Raw genomic sequence first — 17,823 nt, 5'->3', positions numbered from 1 at the left:
CCGGCCGGTGCGGCCTATCGTCTTGCGAATGCGTAGCTACAGCCCCGATCTGACGCCTCCGTGGAAGAAGTCCACGCCCGCGCCCGAGGTCCCGGCGGAGCCGGATCCGGATCTGGTGGTCGAGGAGGTGTCGACGGGATTCTGCGGTGCGGTGGTCCGCTGCGAGAAGACCGCGGAGGGTCCGACGGTCACGCTGGAGGACCGGTTCGGCAAGCACCGGGTGTTCCCGCTCGTCCCCGGCGGGTTCCTGCTGGACGGGCGGGTGGTCACCCTGGTGCGCCCGACGGCGGGGGGCCCGGCCCGCCCGACCCGTACGGCCTCCGGCTCCGTGGCCGTGCCCGGGGCCCGTGCGCGGGTGGCACGGGCCGGCCGTATCTATGTCGAGGGCCGCCACGACGCCGAACTGGTGGAGAAGGTGTGGGGCGACGATCTGCGCGTCGAGGGCGTGGTCGTCGAGTATCTGGGCGGTATCGACGACCTTCCGGCTGTCGTCGCCGAGTTCGGCCCGGCGCCGGACGCCCGGCTGGGTGTGCTGGTCGACCATCTCGTGCCGGGCTCGAAGGAGTCCCGTATCGCCGCCGCGGTGACCGGCCCGGACGTCCTGGTGGCGGGTCACCCGTACATCGACGTCTGGGAGGCGGTGAAGCCGTCGTCGGTGGGCATCCCCGGATGGCCCTCGGTCCCGAGGGGCGAGGACTGGAAGACGGGCGTCTGCCGCGCGCTGGGCTGGCCCGAGAACACGGGGGCGGCGTGGCAGTACGTACTGTCGCGGGTACGGACCTTCAGAGACCTGGAGCCCGCGCTGCTGGGCCGGGTGGAAGAACTGATCGACTTCGTCACGGCCGGCGATGACACGGCCGGCCGTGACGCCTGACCGGTGATCGGCGGCCTCCCCGCTGCCGGGCCGGTTCGATGCGGTGAGCGGTACGTTTCGGTGAGCAGTACGTACTGCCGCTCGCGCGTGCTCGGTCCGCGCCGGTCAGTCCACCAGGTCCCTGACCACCGCGTCCGCCAGGAGGCGGCCCCGTAGCGTCAGGACCGCCCGGCCCCGCTCGTACGGGAGCGGCTCCAGCAGGCCGTCGGCCAGGGCCCGGCGCGAGGCGGTCAGACCGTCCGGGCGCAGGAGGGACAGCTCGCAGCCGGCGGACAGACGCAGCTCCAGCAGGACGCGTTCCACCCGGCGGTCCTCCGCGGAGAGGATCTCCCGGCCCGCGCCGGGCGAGCGGCCCTCCGCCAGCGCCGCCGCGTACGCCCCCGGATGCTTCACGTTCCACCAGCGCACCCCGCCGACATGGCTGTGGGCGCCGGGACCCGCGCCCCACCAGTCCGCGCCGCGCCAGTACAGCTCGTTGTGCAGACAGCGGGCCGCCTCCGAGGTGGCCCAGTTGGACACCTCGTACCAGGAGAAGCCCGCCTCCGCCAGGACCGCGTCCGCGATCAGATACCGGTCCGCGTGCTCGTCGTCGTCCGTCATCGGGACCTCACCGCGCCGGATCCGCCGCGCCAGTCCCGTGCCCTCCTCCACGATCAGCGCGTACGCCGAGACATGGTCGGGCCCCGCTCCCACCGCCGCCGCCAGCGACTCGCGCCAGTCGTCGTCGCTCTCCCCCGGCGTGCCGTAGATCAGATCGAGGTTCACATGCTCGAACCCGGCCGCGCGGGCCTCCGCGACACACTCCTCGGGCCGCCCTGGGGTGTGCGTACGGTCCAGGACCTTCAGTACGTGCTGCTTCGCGCTCTGCATCCCGAACGAGATCCGGTTGAAGCCGCCCTCCCGCAGCGCCGCCAGATACGCCGGATCGACCGATTCCGGATTCGCCTCCGTGGTGATCTCCGCGCCGTCCGCGAGCCCGAACTCGTCCCGGATCGCGCTCAGCATCCGTACGAGGTCCCCGGCCGCGAGGAGTGTCGGCGTACCGCCGCCGACGAACACCGTACGGACCTGCCTCGGATCGTCGCCCAGCACCTTCCTGGCCAGCCGTATCTCGTCGACGAGTGTCTCGGCGTAGTTGTCGCGGGACGCCAGCACGCCGCCCGAGCCGCGCAGCTCGGTCGCCGTGTACGTGTTGAAGTCGCAGTAGCCGCAGCGGGTCGCGCAGTACGGAACGTGCAGATAGAAGCCGAGGGGCCGGTCCGCCGCGCCCGCCAGCGCGTGCGGGGGCAGCGCTCCGGTCTCGGGCATGGGGTCACCGTCGGGCAGTGCGGAAGGCATACCCCCAGTGTCCCGTACCCGGCGGGTCGCGCGGCCCGCCGGTGTTCTCACCCCCTCGGTCCCCTCGGTGCCCGCCTGTTCTCGCCTCTCGGTGTCCGCCCTCCCCCGGGTCACTCCGCCTGAAGCACCAGCAGCGCCAGATCGTCCCCGGGCGGTGTGTCGCCGAACTCGTGCACCGCCCGTCGTATCCGGTCCGCGACGCCCTGCGCCGACAGCCCCACGCACCCCGCCAGCGCCCGCGCGAGCCCGTCACCGTCGTCGAACATCAGCGGCCCGGAGCGCCGCTCCGTCACACCGTCGGTGACACAGAGCAGCGTGTCGCCGGGCTCCAGATGGAACGTACGGCTCTCGTACGCGACCTTCTCGACGACCCCGAGCAGCAGCTGCGGCTCCGCGGCCGGCCGTACCGTCCCGTCGGGCCGCAGGAGCAGCGGCAGCGGATGACCGGCGCTCGCGAGCGTGCACCGTACGCCGCCGCCCTCCCCCGGCAGCGGCATCAGCTCCCCGTAAAGCAGCGACAGGAAGCGCGGCTGTCCACCGCCCTCGGCCGCTCCCGGGACGGAACCGGGCCTGGCGGGAGAGGGACCGGCCGCGGCTGCCGCCGCGACCATCAGGGACGCCGATTCCGCCGCCTCCGTGGCGTCGTCGAGAAGCAGCCGGTTGAGCCGGTCGAGGACCGCCCCGACGCGGTAGCCCTCGCGGGCCAGCAGCCGCAGCCAGGGGCGGGCGAGCCCGGTGACGACGGCCGCCTCCGGGCCGCTGCCCTGGACATCGCCGAGCATGAAGCACCAGCGGTCGCCCGGCGGGCACGGGAAGACGTCGTAGAAGTCCCCGCCCGCGAGACCGTCGTCGCTCGGCTCGTACACCAGGGAACTGGCGACGCCGGGTATCCGCGCGACCTGGCTGGGCAGCAGGCCGCGCTGGAGTACACGGCTGATGGTGACCTGACGGGTGTAGCGGCGGGCCGCGCCAATGGCGAGGGCGACGCGTCGCGCGAAGTCCTCCACGAGGGCGGTGACATCGTCGGGGACACCCGTCCCGCCCGGCCGGCCGAGCATCAGGGTGCCGAGCGCGCGGCCATTCGCGACAAGCCGGCAGGCGAGCGCTGAGCCCTCCCCCGGCCCACCGTCCGCCCCGGCTTCCGTCCCGGCCGCCGACTCCGCATCCATGCCCGTGCCGGCGCCCGCGTCCGCTTCCGCTTCCGTTTCGGCTTGGGCCTCGGCTTCCGCTTCGGCACCCGCTTCCGCGTCCGGTCTCCTCGCGTCCGGTCCGCCGCCGGACCCGGACGTCTCGGTACCGCCCGTACCGGCGCCCGTACCAGCGCCCGCAGCCGTACCGCCCGTACCCGTGGCGCCCGTCTCCGTGCCGTCCGCGCCGGACGCACCGCCGTCCCCGGCGCCCCAGTCGCCCGGCCATGGCACCCGTACCGGGCCGCCCCTCGGCAGATCGGGCAGCCGCGGCGGTTCCTTCTCCAGGACCGCGCGCAGTTGCCCGGTCCTGGACTCGTCGGCGTGCCAGACGCGCGCGAGCCGGGGTGCCGTACCCGCCTGCGCGCTCTCGCTGTCCAGCCAGACCGCGCACCAGTCCGCGAGCCGCGGCACCAGCAACTGCCCCGCGAGCGCCGCGATCAGGTCCTCGTCGAGCTGGCCCGCGAGCAGTTCGGAGGCCTCGGCGAGAAAGGAGAGCGCGCCGCGGCCCACCCAGTCGGGGTCGTCCCGTACGGAGCGCCGCGACGAGGGCGCGAGGATCTCCGCGGCGCGCAGTCCCCGGCGCAGCGCGGGTTCGGCGGAGCGGCCGGGGCCCGCCTCCCTTCCTTCGAGCGGCAGCCGGGCCCAGACGGTCTTGAGTCCGGGCCGGTAGGTGATGCCCCACCGTTCGGCGAGGGAGGCGACGAGTTGCAGCCCCCGGCCGTACTCCGGGGTGCCGGACGGCGCCTGGCCCCGCGCGTCGCTCTGTATGGCGCGCGCGGGGTGGTGGTCGGAGATTTCGAGGACCAGCGCGGCCGGCTCCACCCCCGTCCCCGAGGGGTCCTCGGCGGCCGTCTCGTGACGGCAGAGCAGTTCGACGGTGGTCCCCGCGTGCACCACCGCGTTGGTGACGAGTTCGCTGACGATGACCACCGCGTCGTCCGCGAGCAGATCGGTGCTGTGCCGCCCCGGCGGACATCCCCCGTCGCCCCGGCAGAAGGTACAGGTGGCCAGCTTCCCCTGGCTGGTCCAGTCGGCCAGCGTGGCGCGTACGAACCGGCGCGCGGCGGACGGCGCGAGCGGGTTCCCGGGCAGGCTGGTACGTGACGTCGACCGCGCGTCCTGTCGTAACGACACCTCCGGTGCCGACCGGTGCAGCGACTCGCGCGGAATCGGAATGGGCCCCACTGCGGCTCCTGATCCCGTTCTGGTGTTGTGCCACTTACGATCCCGACAGAGTGACAGACGGAGGGCGTCCATATGCACCGAGTCATCGAAGTGGGCGGATATTTGCCTGGAGTTGGTGAACGGCCGAGGTCCGGCGCCCTCCTGGGACAGGGACGGTATGGCCGAGGACACGGGTTGACAACACGGCGGGCAAACCCCGGGGAACGACGTGCGAAAACGCGCCGGACAGAGCAGTCTTGCCCCGCTGGCCGACAGGCGAGGGCCGAGGGCCGACAAGGAGAGCCGGATGAGCAGGTCAACAGCCGCCGTGGAACGCGCGACCATCCTTCTCGTCGATGACATGGAGGACAACCTCGTCGCGCTGGAAGCGGTGCTCGGTTCCCTGGACGTGACACTCGTACGGGCCCGTTCGGGCGAGGAGGCGATGGGGGAACTGCTGCGGCAGCCGTTCGCGTTGGTCCTGCTGGACGTCCGTATGCCGGACATGGACGGTTTCGAGACGGCTTCCCGGATCAAGCGGCTGGACCACGTCAAGGACGTCCCGATCATCTTTCTGAACGGGCCGGAGTCAGACAGCGGTTACGCGTTCCGCGGGTATGCCACGGGCGCGGCGGACTTTCTGACCAAGCCCTTCGACCCGTGGGTGTTACGGGCCAAGGTCGGTGTCTTCCTCGATCTGCACCGGAAGAACCGGCAGTTGGAGCGGATGCTGGCGCGGGAGCAGGAGCATCTCGGGGAGATCGCGGGCCGGCTGTCCTCGATCGAGGAGGAGTTACGGCGTGGCGCTCCGAACGATCTGGCGGCGCTCGGGCGGCAGCTCGACCGAATAGGAGACACCCTGGGCGAACTGCGCCGCGAGCGGGCCGAGTAGCACGCGGGGCCGCACCCCGCGCGCCGCTCGGGCCCACGCGGCTCGGGCGCCGCTCACGCGCCGTTCGGGCTTCGCGCCGTTCGGGCCCCGGGCCGCTGAGGCGTCGCTCAGGCACCGCGCCGCGCCGGCTCGGGTCCACGCGGCCTTGCGCGCCGCTCGGGCCCGTGCCCCGCGGGGTTCCGCCGTGCCTCGCGGTTCCGTCGTGTGCTGGGCCCCTCGCGCGCGCTCAGGCCTCCCGGGACCCCTCGTACATCTCCTCGATCAGATGCTTGTACTCCCGCTCCACCACCGGCCTCTTGAGCTTGAGGCTCGGTGTCAGCTCACCGTGCTCGATATCCAGATCGCGCGGCAGCAGCCGGAACCTCTTGATCGTCTGCCAGCGCTGGAGGCCCCCGTTCAGCCGCTTCACATAGCCGTCGATCAGCTGCTGGACCTGCGCGGAGGCGACCACATCGGCGTACGGTCTGCCGCCCAGACCGTGCTCGGCGGCCCAGCCGAGGATCGTGGGCTCGTCGAGCGCGATCAGCGCCGTACAGAAGTTGCGGTCCGCCCCGTGCACCAGGATGTTGGAGACGAACGGGCACACCGCCTTGAACTGGCCCTCGACCTCGGCCGGTGCGATGTACTTGCCGCCCGACGTCTTGATCAGGTCCTTCTTGCGGTCGGTGATCCGCAGATAGCCGTCGGGGGACAGCTCGCCGATATCGCCGGTGTGGAACCAGCCGTCCGGCTCCAGCACCTCCGCGGTCCTCTCGGGCAGCCCGTGGTATCCGGCCATGATCCCCGGGCCGCGCAGCAGGATCTCGCCGTCGTCGGCGATCCGGACCTCCGTACCGGGCAGCGGCTTGCCGACCGTGCCCGTACGGTACGCCTCCCCCGGGTTGACGAAACTGGCGGCGCTGGACTCCGTCAGTCCGTACCCCTCCAGGATGTGGATCCCGGCGCCGGAGAAGAAGTAACCGATGTCGGGCGCGAGTGCCGCGGAGCCGGAGACCGCGGCCCGCAGCCGCCCGCCGAACGCCTCGCGCAGCTTCGCGTAGACGAGCGCGTCGGCGACCTTGTGCTTGGCCCCGAGGGCGAACGGCACGGACGCCGTGCCCGTACGCCGGAAGTTGTCCTGGGAGACCTTGGCGTACTCACGGGCGATCCCGGCGGCCCACTGGAAGATCTTGTACTTGGCGGGACCGCCGCCCCGCGCCTTGGCCGCGACCCCGTTGTAGACCTTCTCGAAGATCCGCGGTACGGCGGCCATGTATGTGGGCCGGACCACCGGCAGATTCTCGATGATCTTGTCGACGCGCCCGTCCACGGCGGTGACATGCCCGACCTCGATCTGCCCCGATGTCAGCACCTTGCCGAAGACATGGGCGAGCGGCAGCCACAGATACTGGACGTCGTCCCTGGAGATCAGACCGGTGCTCGCGGTGGCCTTGGCCATGTACGACCAACTGTCGTGCGCCAGCCGTACCCCCTTGGGGCGGCCGGTGGTGCCCGAGGTGTAGATCAGGGTGGCGAGCTGGGTGGACGTGATGGCGCCGACCCGCTCCTTGACCGCCTCCGGGTGCGTGACCAGATACTCCGTGCCGCGCGCCTCCAGATCGGCCAGGGAGAGCACCCAGCCGTCCGGGTCGCCCTCGGCGGGCAGCGCGTCGGCCGCGTCGATCACGACGACATGCGCGAGGTACGGCAGCTCGCCCCGCCGCTCGCGGGCCTTGGCGAGCTGCGCGGCGTCCTCCGCGATCAGGACCCGGCTGCCGGAGTCGGCGAGGATGTAGGCGGACTCCTCGGCATTGGTCGAGGGGTAGACCGTGGTGGTCGCGGCGCCCGCGCACATCACCCCGAGGTCGGCGAGGATCCACTCGACCCGGGTGGCGGAGGCGAGCGCGACCCGCTCCTCGGGCTGGACGCCCAGCGCGATCAGACCGGCGGCCACCGCGTACACCCGTTCCGCCGCCTGGCCCCAGCTCAGCGAGCGCCACTCGTCGGGGCCCTGGCCCGTGGTGCGGGGGACGGGATGGCGATAGGCCTCCGCGTCCGGCGTGGCCGTCACGCGCTCAATGAAGAGGGTCGCCACGGAGGGCGGCCGGTTCTCGATCAAGTTCTGTGTGTCGCTCACGACATCCTCCGGGCCCGCGCGCTGCGCTGCGTGACTGATCCGACCGACTGGGTGTGACAGTGACTGAGAGGTAACTAACTGGTGAGTAACTACGGGATCAGTGATCAGACTAGAGGGCACCCAGCCGGTACGTAAGGGGCAGCGGGGCGCCGCTTCAAAACGAACCCGCCGGTACCGGGCGTGCACCCGCGCGGGCGTACGCCCGTATCCCGGACCGCTCGCTTATCCCGGACCGCTCGCACGGGCGTACGCCCGTATCCGTACACACCGCGCACACCCGCGGTCCACCCCACGCCCGCGGTCCGCCCACGCCCGCAGGCCCGCCCACACTCGCGGTCCAACGGGAACGGGCCCTCACACCACAGCGTGAGGACCCGTGACGCACCGCGCGGAGGGGCTACTTCTTGCCCTTGCCCCCGGCGGACTCGTCGCTGGAGAGCACCGCGATGAAGGCCTCCTGCGGAACCTCCACGCTGCCGACCATCTTCATCCGCTTCTTGCCCTCCTTCTGCTTCTCCAGCAGCTTCCGCTTACGCGAGATGTCACCGCCGTAGCACTTGGCGAGGACGTCCTTGCGGATGGCGCGGATGGTCTCACGGGCGATCACCCGGGAGCCGATGGCGGCCTGGATGGGCACCTCGAAGGCCTGGCGCGGGATCAGCTCGCGCAGTTTGGCGACGAGCCGCACCCCGTACGCGTAGGCCTGGTCCCGGTGGGTGATGGCCGAGAAGGCGTCGACCTTGTCGCCGTGCAGCAGGATGTCGACCTTGACGAGCTGGGCCGTCTGCTCCCCGGTGGGCTCGTAGTCGAGCGAGGCGTAGCCCCGGGTCTTCGACTTGAGCTGGTCGAAGAAGTCGAAGACGATCTCGGCGAGCGGCAGCGTGTAGCGGATCTCGACCCGGTCCTCGGAGAGATAGTCCATACCGAGCAGCGCGCCGCGCCGGGTCTGGCACAGCTCCATGATCGAACCGATGAACTCGCTGGGGGCGAGGATCGTGGCCCGTACGACCGGCTCGTGCACCGAGTCGATCTTCCCCTCCGGGAATTCGCTCGGATTGGTGACGATGTGCTCCTTACCGTCCTCCATCAGCACGCGGTAGACGACGTTGGGAGCGGTGGCGATCAGATCGAGGCCGAACTCACGCTCCAGCCGCTCACGGATCACATCGAGGTGCAGCAGCCCGAGGAAGCCGACACGGAAGCCGAATCCGAGAGCCGCGGAGGTCTCCGGCTCGTAGACCAGCGCCGCGTCGTTGAGCTGGAGCTTGTCGAGGGCGTCGCGCAGCTCGGGGTAGTCCGAGCCGTCCAGCGGATAGAGGCCGGAGAACACCATCGGTTTGGGGTCCTTGTAGCCGCCCAGCGCCTCGGTCGCGCCCTTGTTCAGGGTGGTGATCGTGTCACCGACCTTGGACTGCCGTACGTCCTTCACGCCCGTGATCAGATAGCCGACCTCGCCGACGCCCAGACCGTCCGCCGGGAGCATCTCCGGCGAGTTCGTACCGATCTCCAGCAGCTCGTGCGTGGCGCCGGTGGACATCATCCGGATCCGCTCGCGCTTGTTGAGCTGGCCGTCGATGACTCGTACGTAGGTCACGACTCCGCGGTAGGAGTCATAGACGGAGTCGAAGATCATCGCGCGGGCGGGTGCGTCCGCGACGCCGACCGGGGCCGGGACGTCCGCCACCACCCGGTCGAGCAGGGCGTCGACGCCGACACCCGTCTTCGCCGACACCTTGAGGACGTCCTCGGGCTGACAGCCGATGAGATTGGCCAGTTCCTCGGAGAACTTCTCCGGCTGGGCGGCCGGCAGGTCGATCTTGTTCAGCACCGGGACGATGGTGAGGTCGTTCTCCATCGCCAGATAGAGGTTGGCGAGGGTCTGCGCCTCGATGCCCTGGGCGGCGTCCACCAGGAGGACCGTGCCCTCGCAGGCCGCGAGCGAACGGGACACCTCATAGGTGAAGTCCACGTGGCCCGGCGTGTCGATCATGTTGAGGATATGGGTCTTCCCCTGGTCCTCACCCGTGTTGGGGGCCCAGGGCAGCCGGACCGCCTGGGACTTGATCGTGATTCCGCGTTCGCGCTCGATGTCCATGCGGTCGAGGTACTGGGCGCGCATCTGCCGCGAATCGACGACTCCGGTCAACTGGAGCATCCGGTCGGCGAGCGTCGACTTGCCGTGGTCGATGTGCGCGATGATGCAGAAGTTACGGAGCAGCGCCGGGTCCGTACGGCTCGGCTCTGGCACGTGGGTAGGGGTCGCGGGCACGCAGGGTCCTGATTCTTGAGACGCGCGGCGTCTCGTCTCGGGTCGACTCGGAGCGATACGTAGCCTCCATCGTCCCATGGGTGCGGGACTGCGCCCGGTTTGGGCGGGTCGGAGGGTGGCTGGTAGCGTGGTGAGCTGTGTCTCGTGCCGTCTCGGCGCGGGACGGGTTCAGTTAGTGATTCATCAAAGCTGAAAAGGCTGTATTAAACGTGGCGAACATCAAGTCCCAGATCAAGCGGAACAAGACCAACGAGAAGGCACGCCTGCGCAACAAGGCTGTCAAGTCGTCGCTCAAGACCGCGATCCGCAAGGCCCGTGAGGCCGCTGCCGCGGGCGACGTCGAGAAGGCCACTGTGGCCGCTCGTGAGGCCTCCCGCAAGCTCGACAAGGCTGTCTCGAAGGGCGTCATCCACAAGAACGCCGCCGCCAACAAGAAGTCGGCGCTGGCCTCGAAGGTCTCTTCCCTTCAGGGCTGAGCCACTCGCTCGGTCCGACCGTCTTGACCGTTCGACCGTCTGACCGCCGGAAGGGACTCAGCGGGCCCTCTCTACCGCTCCGGACCGGCACTCCCGAACTCGCACGCGACTGCGTTCGCCACGCGGGTGCGAGTTCATCGATTGACGTCGAGGCCCCGGTGCCGTCCTTCCCCAGGACGGGCCGGGGCCTTCGTCATGTCTCCGGGTGTCCTGCCCTCGGGTGCCTTGCCCTCGGCGGGCGGGCGAGGACCGGTCAAGCCTACGTGGTCAGCCCGGTCAGCCCGGTCGGCCGGAGCGTGCGGCACGGGCGATGGCGACGACCGCCTTCTCCAGCGCGTACTCGGGGTCGTCACCGCCGCCCTTGACGCCGGCGTCGGCCTCGGCGACGGCCCGCAGCGCCGTCGCCACCCCGTCCGGGGTCCAGCCGCGCATCTGCTGACGCACCCGGTCGATCTTCCAGGGCGGCATCCCCAGTTCACGGGCGAGATCCGCGGGCCTGCCGCCACGCGCGGACGACAGCTTGCCGATCGCCCGTACCCCCTGGGACAGGGCGCTGGTGATCAGTACGGGAGCGACCCCCGTCGACAGCGACCAGCGCAGCGCTTCGAGGGCGTCCGCCGCCCTGCCCTCCACCGCGCGGTCCGCGACGGTGAAGCTGGAGGCCTCGGCGCGGCCCGTGTAGTAGCGGCCGACGACCGCCTCGTCGATCGTGCCCTCGACATCGGCGGTGAGCTGGGAGACGGCGCTCGCCAGCTCGCGCAGATCGCTGCCGACGGAGTCGACCAGCGTCTGGCAGGCCTCCGGGGTGGCCGAGCGGCCCAGCGCGCGGAACTCGGACCGTACGAAGGTGAGCCGCTCGGCGGGCTTGGTCGTCTTGGGACAGGCGACCTCACGGGCGCCCGCCTTGCGTGCGGCGTCCAGCAGCGCCTTGCCCTTGGCCCCTCCCGCGTGCAGCAGGACGAGGGTGATCTCCTCGGCGGGGGCGTCGAGATAGGACTTGACGTCCTTGATCGTGTCGGCGGAGAGGTCGTGCGCGTTCCGCACGACGACGACCTTGCGCTCGGCGAAGAGCGAAGGGCTGGTCAGCTCGGCGAGAGTGCCGGGCTGGAGCTGGTCGGAGGTGAGGTCGCGTACATCCGTGTCGGCGTCGGCGGCGCGGGCCGCCGCCACCACCTGCTGCACGGCGCGGTCGAGCAGCAGGTCCTCCTGGCCCACGGCCAGGGTGAGCGGGGCGAGGAGGTCGTCGGGGGAAGACTTTCTGGTGGCCATCGCGGTCCAGCATCGCACGCACCACCGACAGCCGACGCCGCGGACAGCCGGCGGCCCGCACGGCGTCAGCGCGCCTGCCGTACGTCAGCGTCTGCCGGTACGTGCTGTCAGTACGCCTCTTCCCGCCAGCCGTCCCAGTCCGCCACGAACGCGTCCAGCGCCGCGCCGTCCATCCGTGCCTCCGGGTCCTCCACGACCACCAGCCACTGGGCGTCCTCGGCGTCGTCCTCGCCGGCCAGGGCGTCCCGTACCAACTGCGGTTCCTCGGTCACCCCGAACCGCTCGCCCAGCGCCTCCGCCACCTCCTCGGCGGCATCACGGTCGGGCAGTACCAGCACATGTCTCACATCACTCACGGCCGTATTCTTCCAGCCGGTCCCGGCCGGTCCCAGCCGGTCCCGGCCACCCTGGGCGGGTACCCGGCCTCCGGGGCGGGCTGCTTCGGGGGCGGGCTGCTTCGGGGGCGGGCTGCTTCGGGGGCGGGCTGCTTCGGGGCCCGGGGCCCGGTCACTCCGGGGTGGGCGCGCTCAGCTCTTGGGGATGATCTGGATATCCATCTCGATCTTGATGCTGGAGCCGACGACCGCGATGCCCCGCGCCAGCATGGACTGCCAGTTGACGGTGTAGTCCTCGCGGTGCAGTTCGGTGGTGGCGCGGATGGCGGCGCGGGTCTCGCCCTCCATGCCGTTGCCGATACCGAGGTACTGGGCTTCGAGGGTGATCGTACGGGTGACGCCATGGAGCGTGAGCGCCCCGGTGATCGCCCAGTTGTTGCCGCCCCGGTGCGCGATGCGGTCGCTGTAGAACTCCAGCGTCGGATAGTTGGCCACATCGAGGAAGTCGGCGGAGCGCAGATGGTCGTCGCGCATCTGCACGCTGGTGTCGATCGACGCGGCACCGATGACGACATGCATCGCGGACTGGTCCATCGTGTCGCCGATCCTGATCGCCCCGGCGAAGTTGTCGAACCGGCCGTGCACACGCGCGAGTCCGATGTGCCGGGCGATGAAACCGATCCGGGAGTGGGCCGGTTCGATCTCCCACTCCCCGGGGGCGGGCAGCGGAAGCGAGGGGGCTATCTGGAGCGTGATGTCCCCGAGGCCGCCGGAGTCACCTCCGTCGGTGACATACACATTGCCCCGGTACGGGGTGAAGCTGTCGGCCGAGATGGCCAGCCGGTACTCCCCGAAGGGCACCATCGCCACGATCGTGCCGAAGGGGTCGGTCTCACCGCTCACGATCTTACGGCCGCCGCTGTCGCTCACCGTGAACTCGCCCCGCACGACCGGTTCGTTGACAGGATCGAGAACACGGCAGCTCAGCAGACCCGCACCGGGTGGCACGGACAGCCCGGCAAGTGTGTTGTTTCTCTGCTGAGCGGCCGTCCGTCGGCCGATAAGGCGCGTGATCATGGTGTGTACGTACCCCTGTGCGATCGGGCTCTGCGGGGCCGCGCACGGCCGGACGTCCTTGTCGGGGCGGCGACCCTTGACGAGTAGGCATTCGACCACCCATGCGCTGTTCGAGGCAAACGTACGGACAGGTAGCGAACTCGGCTACTACACACCGCCGACGGAGGGTTGCCGGAGCTCCGGGATCTGGTGGCGTCGCAGCCCGGAACGATCACGGTAGGGCCGGAAAACGCCGCGCGCGCCGCCCGGGGACCGCTCGGGCCCTCCCGGGGCACCGCCCTCAGCTCCGCCCCCGCGCCCACCACCGCGATCGACCCGTCCGTGTCGGTACGCAGCACGGCCGCTCCCCCGGCGCGGAGCGCCTCCACGGTCCGGGGCGCCGGATGGCCGTACGGGTTGTCCCGCCCGGCGGAGATCAGCGCGAGCCGGGGCCGGACCGTACGGAGCAGGGCCGGGTCCTGGAACGGCGAGCCATGATGGGCCACCTTGAGCACATCCACCGGGGGCAGCTCCGGATGGTCACCCAGCAGCCCCTGCTGGGCGGGTGGTTCGAGATCACCGAGAAGCAGCAGCGCGGGCCCCCGGGCGATCCGTACATGGAGGGTGACGCTGGAGTCGTTCGGCTCCCCGACGGTGACGGGAGAGCCGGCCCTCGGCCACAGCACGCGCCAGGTGAGCGGCCCGATCCGCCGCTGCTCCCCGGGCCGGGCGCGGACGACGGGCACCCCCGCCGCCGCGGCGGTTCTCCGTACGAACGCGGCCTGTTCCGGCGGCTCTTCCGAGGTCGTCGTCTGGATCGCACCGACCGCCCTGCCCCGCAGCACCCCGGGGAGACCACGGACATGGTCGGCGTGGAAGTGGGTGAGCAGCAGCAGCGGAACACGTGTGACGCCGAGTTCCCGCAGACAGCGGTCGGGCGGCCCTGGTTCGGGGCCGGCGTCCACGACCACGGCCGTCCCCTCGCCCGCCGCGAGCACGATGGTGTCGCCCTGCCCGACGTCGCACATCGCGAACGTCCAGCCGGGCGGCGGCCAGCCGGTGACGAGCCGGGTGACCGAAGGCGGTCGCACGACGGCGAGGAGCAGGAACACGGCACACGCCGCGGCCGTCCACGGGTGGCGCGGGATCCGTCGTACGGCGAGCAGGACCAGGACGGTCAGCGCGACGAGCAGCAGTCCGCCCCACCAGCCGCCCGGCCAGGTGATCCCCGCGCCGGGCAGCGCCGCGCCGCCGCGGGCGACGGAGGCGATCCAGCCCGCGGGCCAGCCCGCGCACCGGGCCAGTCCCTCCGCCACGGGCATCGCGAGCGGCGCCATGGCCAGGGCGGCGAAACCGAGCACCGTCGCCGGGGCCACCGCCACCTCGGCCAGGAGATTGCACGGGATCGCCACCAGGCTGAACGTGGCCGCGAACACGGCCACCACGGGCGCGCACACGGCCTGGGCGGCACCTGCCGCGGCGAGCGCCTCGGCCACCCCGGCCGGCACCCCGCGCCGGCGCAGCGCGTCGCTCCACCGAGGCGCGATCGTGAGCAGCGCGCCGGTGGCCAGCACGGAGAGAAGGAAGCCGTAACTGCGCGCCAGCCAGGGGTCGTACAGCACCAGCAGCAGAACGGCGGCGGCCAGCGCCGGAATGAGCGTCCTGCGGCGGCCCGTCCCGATGGCGAGCAGAGTGATCAGTCCGCAGGCGGCGGCCCGCAGCACACTGGGCTCCGGCCGGCAGACGACCACGAAGCCGAGCGTGAGCGCCCCGCCTAACAGCGCGGTCCATCGCAGCGAGATCCTCAACCGTGGCGCGAGCCCGCGCCGTTCGGCTCTCATGGCCAGCCCCGGTGGCCCGATCAGCAGAGCGAGTACCACCGTCAGATTGCTTCCGGAGACGGAGAGCAGATGCGTGAGATCGGTCGCCTTGAACGCGTCGTGCAGTTCGGGCGGTACGCGTGAGGTGTCGCCGACGACCAGCCCCGGGAGCAGGGCGCGGGCGTCCGGTTCAAGCCCTTGGGTCGCCTCGCGCAGCCCGGCGCGCAGTTCCCCGGCCACCCGCTGGAGACGGGTCGGCTCCCCGATCGCACGCGGCGGTCCCTTCCCTTCCACCCGCAGGGTCGCCGCGTAGGGGTCGTCCGTGTGCAACGGGGGTGAGAGCCGCCCGGTCAGCCGCAGCCGGGTGGAGGGCAGCAGCCGCTGCCATCGGCCCGCGTGCTCACCGGGTCCGGAGAGCACCAGAACGGGTGTCCGTCCCCTGGTGGTCCGGCCGTCGGGCCCCGTCAGCAGGGTGAGATCCGCGTCCAGGACGAACCCTCCGCCGGACATCCGGTCCCCGAGGACTCTCGGGCGCGTGGGCCGGGGGTCGGAGGTGACCGTCAGCTCCGCGGTGACCCGGGCATACCGCTCCGCGAGGCCCGGCACCGGCCCCCGGTGCGGATCCGCGGTGTGCAGCCCGGCGGACGCCGCACCCGCCGCGGCGCACAGCAGCGCTCCCGCGACGGCGACACCGTTGAGCCGCCGGCCCTGTCCCGCACCGGACCGGGAGGACCCGGACCACACCAGCAGCACCCCGGCCACCGCCAGACACACCAGCACGCCGGCAGCGGTCCACCGCCCTGGAGCACCCACCGCCAGGGCCGCCGCGGCCCAGGCCGCCGCCGCGAGCGGAACCAGCCGCAGATCGGCCGGGCCCTCCTGACGCGGGTGCGCCGGGCCCGCGCGATCGGCGGGGCGGGGATCGGCGGGACGGGGATCGGCGGGGCGGGGATCGGCAAGGTGACCGGACGCCGGGTCGGCCGGGCGGCGCGTCATGGCCGTACGAGCGGCTGAAGGTCCGCGAACCTGCGCGCGCCGATCCCGTTGACCTCGCGGAGTTCCCCGACGGACCGGAATCCTCCGTGCTCGGTGCGGTAGTCGATGATGTGCCGCGCGAGCACGGGCCCCACTCCGGGAAGCGTGTCGAGCTGCTCCACCGTGGCGGAGTTGAGACTCACCGGCACCGGAACCCCCGTACCACCACCGGCACCGGCACCGCCCTGGCCGGCACCTATGCCACCGCCCCCGCCAACTCCGCCGCCCTCAGCGCCCGGTGGCGCCGGACCTCCCACCACCACCTGTTCGCCGTCCATCAGCACCCTCGCCCGGTTGAGTCCGGTGATGTCCGCGTCCGGCTTGACACCCCCGGCCGCGCGCAGCGCGTCGGCGACCCGCGATCCGGTCGGCAGACGCAGCACCCCCGGCTTCCGCACCTCGCCGCCCACGTCCACGACGACGCGGCTCGTCTCCTCCGGTGCCGGCGCCCCCGGCACTCCTGACGCCGTCGGAGGCATCACCGCCCCGGCCGCGCCGACCGTCTCCGGCGCCCGGACGGACCGCGGGCGTCCGGCCCAGAAGTGCTGAGCGGCGAGCAGCGCGGCCACGACCAGAACGACGGCGAGCGCCGCGAGCGCCCTTGGCTCAAGCCCGCACCGGAGCTGGAGCCACATCGGCAGCCGCTCGCGCAGCGCGAGCCCCACCCGCTCCCGCCTGCCGTCCCTCGCACGCCCGCCGTCCCTCGCACGCCCGCCCTCGTCGTCACCTCCCGCGAGGAGCACGGGCGGTGGGTCCGCCGCCCCGGCCGGCGGACCGGCGAAGAGGGCGTCCGCGCGGCGGCGCGGACGACGGGCACGGACATCGGAGCCCGGAGCTCGACCGGGTCCACTGGTCACGGAGCGTGTTCGCAGAGTCATGCCACAGAACGGTAGGCACTTCCGCCCGGCCTCGCTCAGCGGCCCGAATTCCTGTGGATGACAAGCGCATTGTGGATAACCCGATCACCCGTGCGAGTGGTCGGCGGCTACGAGTGAGCCACGAACAAGCCTCTGGGACGCCCTCTGGACGCCCGGCACGGCACCCCGCTCAGCGCGGCGAGATCACCGCTCCCAGCAGCCCCGGCCCCGTGTGCGCCCCGATCACCGCGCCCACCTCGCTCACATGCAGATCCACCAGTCCCGGCACCCGTTCACGCAGCCGCTCGGCCAGCGTCACGGCCCGCTCCGGCGCCGCGAGATGGTGTACGGCGATGTCCACGCGGCTGGTGCCCGCCCGCTCGGCGACGATCTCCTCCAGCCGCGCGATCGCCTTCGAGGCCGTACGCACCTTCTCCAGCAACTCGATACGTCCGCCGTCCAGCTGCAACAGCGGCTTCACCGCCAGCGCCGAGCCCAACAGCGCCTGGGCCGCGCCGATACGGCCGCCTCGGCGCAGATAGTCCAGCGTGTCGACATAGAAATACGCGGAGGTGCCCGCGGCCCGCTTCTCGGCGGCGGCCACCGCCTCGTCCAGCGTCCCGTTCCCCTCCGCGGCCTCGGCGGCGGCCAGCGCGCAGAACCCGAGCGCCATCGCCACCATCCCCGTGTCCACCACCCGCACCGGCACGGGCGCGTCCTTCGCCGCGAGCAGGGCGGCGTCGTACGTCCCGGAGAACTCGGCCGAAAGATGCAGGGAGACGATCCCGGTCGCGCCGGCCTCCGCCGCCGTACGGTACGCGGCGGCGAAGACATCGGGGCTGGGCCGCGAGGTGGTCACGGAGCGCCGCTTCTGGAGGGCCAGGGCCAGCGAACGGGCCGAGATCTCGGTGCCCTCCTCCAGCGCGCGGTCACCGAGTACGACGGTCAGCGGCACCGCGGTGATGCCGTGCCGCTCCATCGTCTGCGGCGGCAAGTAGGCCGTGGAATCGGTGACGATCGCGACATGGCGGGACATGAGCGGGAGGTTACCCGTCGTCGCCCCCCGTCGGCAGCCCGGCCCCGTCCCAATGATCGATTTCGCCCTGGCCGCAGGCGTGTCCGGTCGATTCCG

At 71.8% G+C, this 17,823-nt stretch carries 13 protein-coding genes; 3 read left to right on the top strand and 10 right to left on the bottom strand.

Annotated elements, in window-relative coordinates; all coding sequences use genetic code 11:
* Window positions 1–28 precede the first annotated feature (28 nt).
* Window positions 29–874, top strand: coding sequence for a DUF3097 domain-containing protein (locus ACWGDX_RS27335; protein ID WP_453629695.1), 846 nt, complete (start codon window positions 29–31; stop codon window positions 872–874).
* A 105-nt stretch (window positions 875–979) separates the two neighbouring features.
* Here ACWGDX_RS27335 and hemW read toward each other — a convergent pair whose 3' ends face one another.
* Window positions 980–2,212 (bottom strand): radical SAM family heme chaperone HemW, encoded by a 1,233-nt coding sequence (gene hemW / locus ACWGDX_RS27330; RefSeq protein WP_453629693.1) that lies wholly within the window; start codon window positions 2,210–2,212, stop codon window positions 980–982.
* 110 nt (window positions 2,213–2,322) lie between these two features.
* Complete coding sequence (locus ACWGDX_RS27325; RefSeq protein ID WP_453629692.1) at window positions 2,323–4,587, bottom strand: SpoIIE family protein phosphatase; 2,265 nt, start codon at window positions 4,585–4,587, stop codon at window positions 2,323–2,325.
* A 286-nt stretch (window positions 4,588–4,873) separates the two neighbouring features.
* Here ACWGDX_RS27325 and ACWGDX_RS27320 point away from each other — a divergent pair, with 286 nt between their 5' ends.
* Window positions 4,874–5,458: a response regulator gene (locus ACWGDX_RS27320; RefSeq protein WP_453629690.1), complete on the top strand. Its 585-nt coding sequence runs from the start codon at window positions 4,874–4,876 to the stop codon at window positions 5,456–5,458.
* 226 nt (window positions 5,459–5,684) lie between these two features.
* Here the strand turns inward: ACWGDX_RS27320 and ACWGDX_RS27315 are convergent, their stop codons facing one another.
* A complete protein-coding gene (locus ACWGDX_RS27315; protein ID WP_453629688.1) occupies window positions 5,685–7,574 on the bottom strand; it encodes an AMP-dependent synthetase/ligase in 1,890 nt (629 codons plus the stop codon).
* Window positions 7,575–7,971: 397 nt separating this feature from the next.
* Complete coding sequence (gene lepA / locus ACWGDX_RS27310) at window positions 7,972–9,843, bottom strand: translation elongation factor 4 (RefSeq protein WP_453629686.1); 1,872 nt, start codon at window positions 9,841–9,843, stop codon at window positions 7,972–7,974.
* A gap of 209 nt (window positions 9,844–10,052) precedes the next feature.
* Here lepA and rpsT point away from each other — a divergent pair, with 209 nt between their 5' ends.
* Window positions 10,053–10,319: a 30S ribosomal protein S20 gene (gene rpsT, locus ACWGDX_RS27305; RefSeq protein ID WP_363081217.1), complete on the top strand. Its 267-nt coding sequence runs from the start codon at window positions 10,053–10,055 to the stop codon at window positions 10,317–10,319.
* Between the two features lie 276 nt (window positions 10,320–10,595).
* Here the strand turns inward: rpsT and holA are convergent, their stop codons facing one another.
* The 6 genes from holA to ACWGDX_RS27275 all read right to left on the bottom strand — a co-directional run bounded on the left by holA (window position 10,596) and on the right by ACWGDX_RS27275 (window position 17,727).
* Window positions 10,596–11,588: a DNA polymerase III subunit delta gene (holA, locus tag ACWGDX_RS27300; protein WP_453629684.1), complete on the bottom strand. Its 993-nt coding sequence runs from the start codon at window positions 11,586–11,588 to the stop codon at window positions 10,596–10,598.
* Window positions 11,589–11,695: 107 nt separating this feature from the next.
* The gene (locus ACWGDX_RS27295; RefSeq protein WP_363081215.1) at window positions 11,696–11,944 is read right to left on the bottom strand and encodes a hypothetical protein; all 249 of its coding nucleotides are present in this window, start codon (window positions 11,942–11,944) and stop codon (window positions 11,696–11,698) included.
* A 171-nt stretch (window positions 11,945–12,115) separates the two neighbouring features.
* Window positions 12,116–13,000, bottom strand: a complete 885-nt coding sequence (locus tag ACWGDX_RS27290) for a YceI family protein (RefSeq protein ID WP_453629682.1) — start codon at window positions 12,998–13,000, stop codon at window positions 12,116–12,118.
* On the bottom strand, window positions 12,997–15,795 hold the full coding sequence (locus ACWGDX_RS27285) for a ComEC/Rec2 family competence protein (RefSeq protein ID WP_453629680.1): 2,799 nt from the start codon (window positions 15,793–15,795) through the stop codon (window positions 12,997–12,999). The genes ACWGDX_RS27290 and ACWGDX_RS27285 overlap by 4 nt, the downstream gene beginning before the upstream one ends.
* The gene (locus ACWGDX_RS27280; RefSeq protein ID WP_453629678.1) at window positions 15,792–16,712 is read right to left on the bottom strand and encodes a helix-hairpin-helix domain-containing protein; all 921 of its coding nucleotides are present in this window, start codon (window positions 16,710–16,712) and stop codon (window positions 15,792–15,794) included. Before ACWGDX_RS27280 ends, ACWGDX_RS27285 begins: the two co-directional genes overlap by 4 nt.
* A 169-nt stretch (window positions 16,713–16,881) precedes the next feature.
* Window positions 16,882–17,727: a DegV family protein gene (locus tag ACWGDX_RS27275; protein ID WP_453629676.1), complete on the bottom strand. Its 846-nt coding sequence runs from the start codon at window positions 17,725–17,727 to the stop codon at window positions 16,882–16,884.
* Between the last annotated feature and the right edge of the window lie 96 nt (window positions 17,728–17,823).

It is taken from the genome of Streptomyces sp. NPDC055025 (assembly GCF_053608565.1).
The sequence above is the reverse complement of the archived record's forward strand: the minus strand, read 5'-3'. Positions and strand labels throughout refer to the sequence as shown.

Bases quoted from the DNA above. Each gene is read 5' to 3' on its own strand.
- ACWGDX_RS27335 (WP_453629695.1), top strand. From the start codon at position 29: ATGCGTAGCTACAGCCCCGATCTGACGCCTCCGTGGAAGAAGTCCACG.
- hemW (WP_453629693.1), bottom strand. From the start codon at position 2,212: ATGCCTTCCGCACTGCCCGACGGTGACCCCATGCCCGAGACCGGAGCG.
- ACWGDX_RS27320 (WP_453629690.1), top strand. From the start codon at position 4,874: ATGAGCAGGTCAACAGCCGCCGTGGAACGCGCGACCATCCTTCTCGTC.
- holA (WP_453629684.1), bottom strand. From the start codon at position 11,588: ATGGCCACCAGAAAGTCTTCCCCCGACGACCTCCTCGCCCCGCTCACC.
- ACWGDX_RS27290 (WP_453629682.1), bottom strand. From the start codon at position 13,000: ATGATCACGCGCCTTATCGGCCGACGGACGGCCGCTCAGCAGAGAAAC.
- ACWGDX_RS27285 (WP_453629680.1), bottom strand. From the start codon at position 15,795: ATGACGCGCCGCCCGGCCGACCCGGCGTCCGGTCACCTTGCCGATCCC.
- ACWGDX_RS27280 (WP_453629678.1), bottom strand. From the start codon at position 16,712: ATGACTCTGCGAACACGCTCCGTGACCAGTGGACCCGGTCGAGCTCCG.
- ACWGDX_RS27275 (WP_453629676.1), bottom strand. From the start codon at position 17,727: ATGTCCCGCCATGTCGCGATCGTCACCGATTCCACGGCCTACTTGCCG.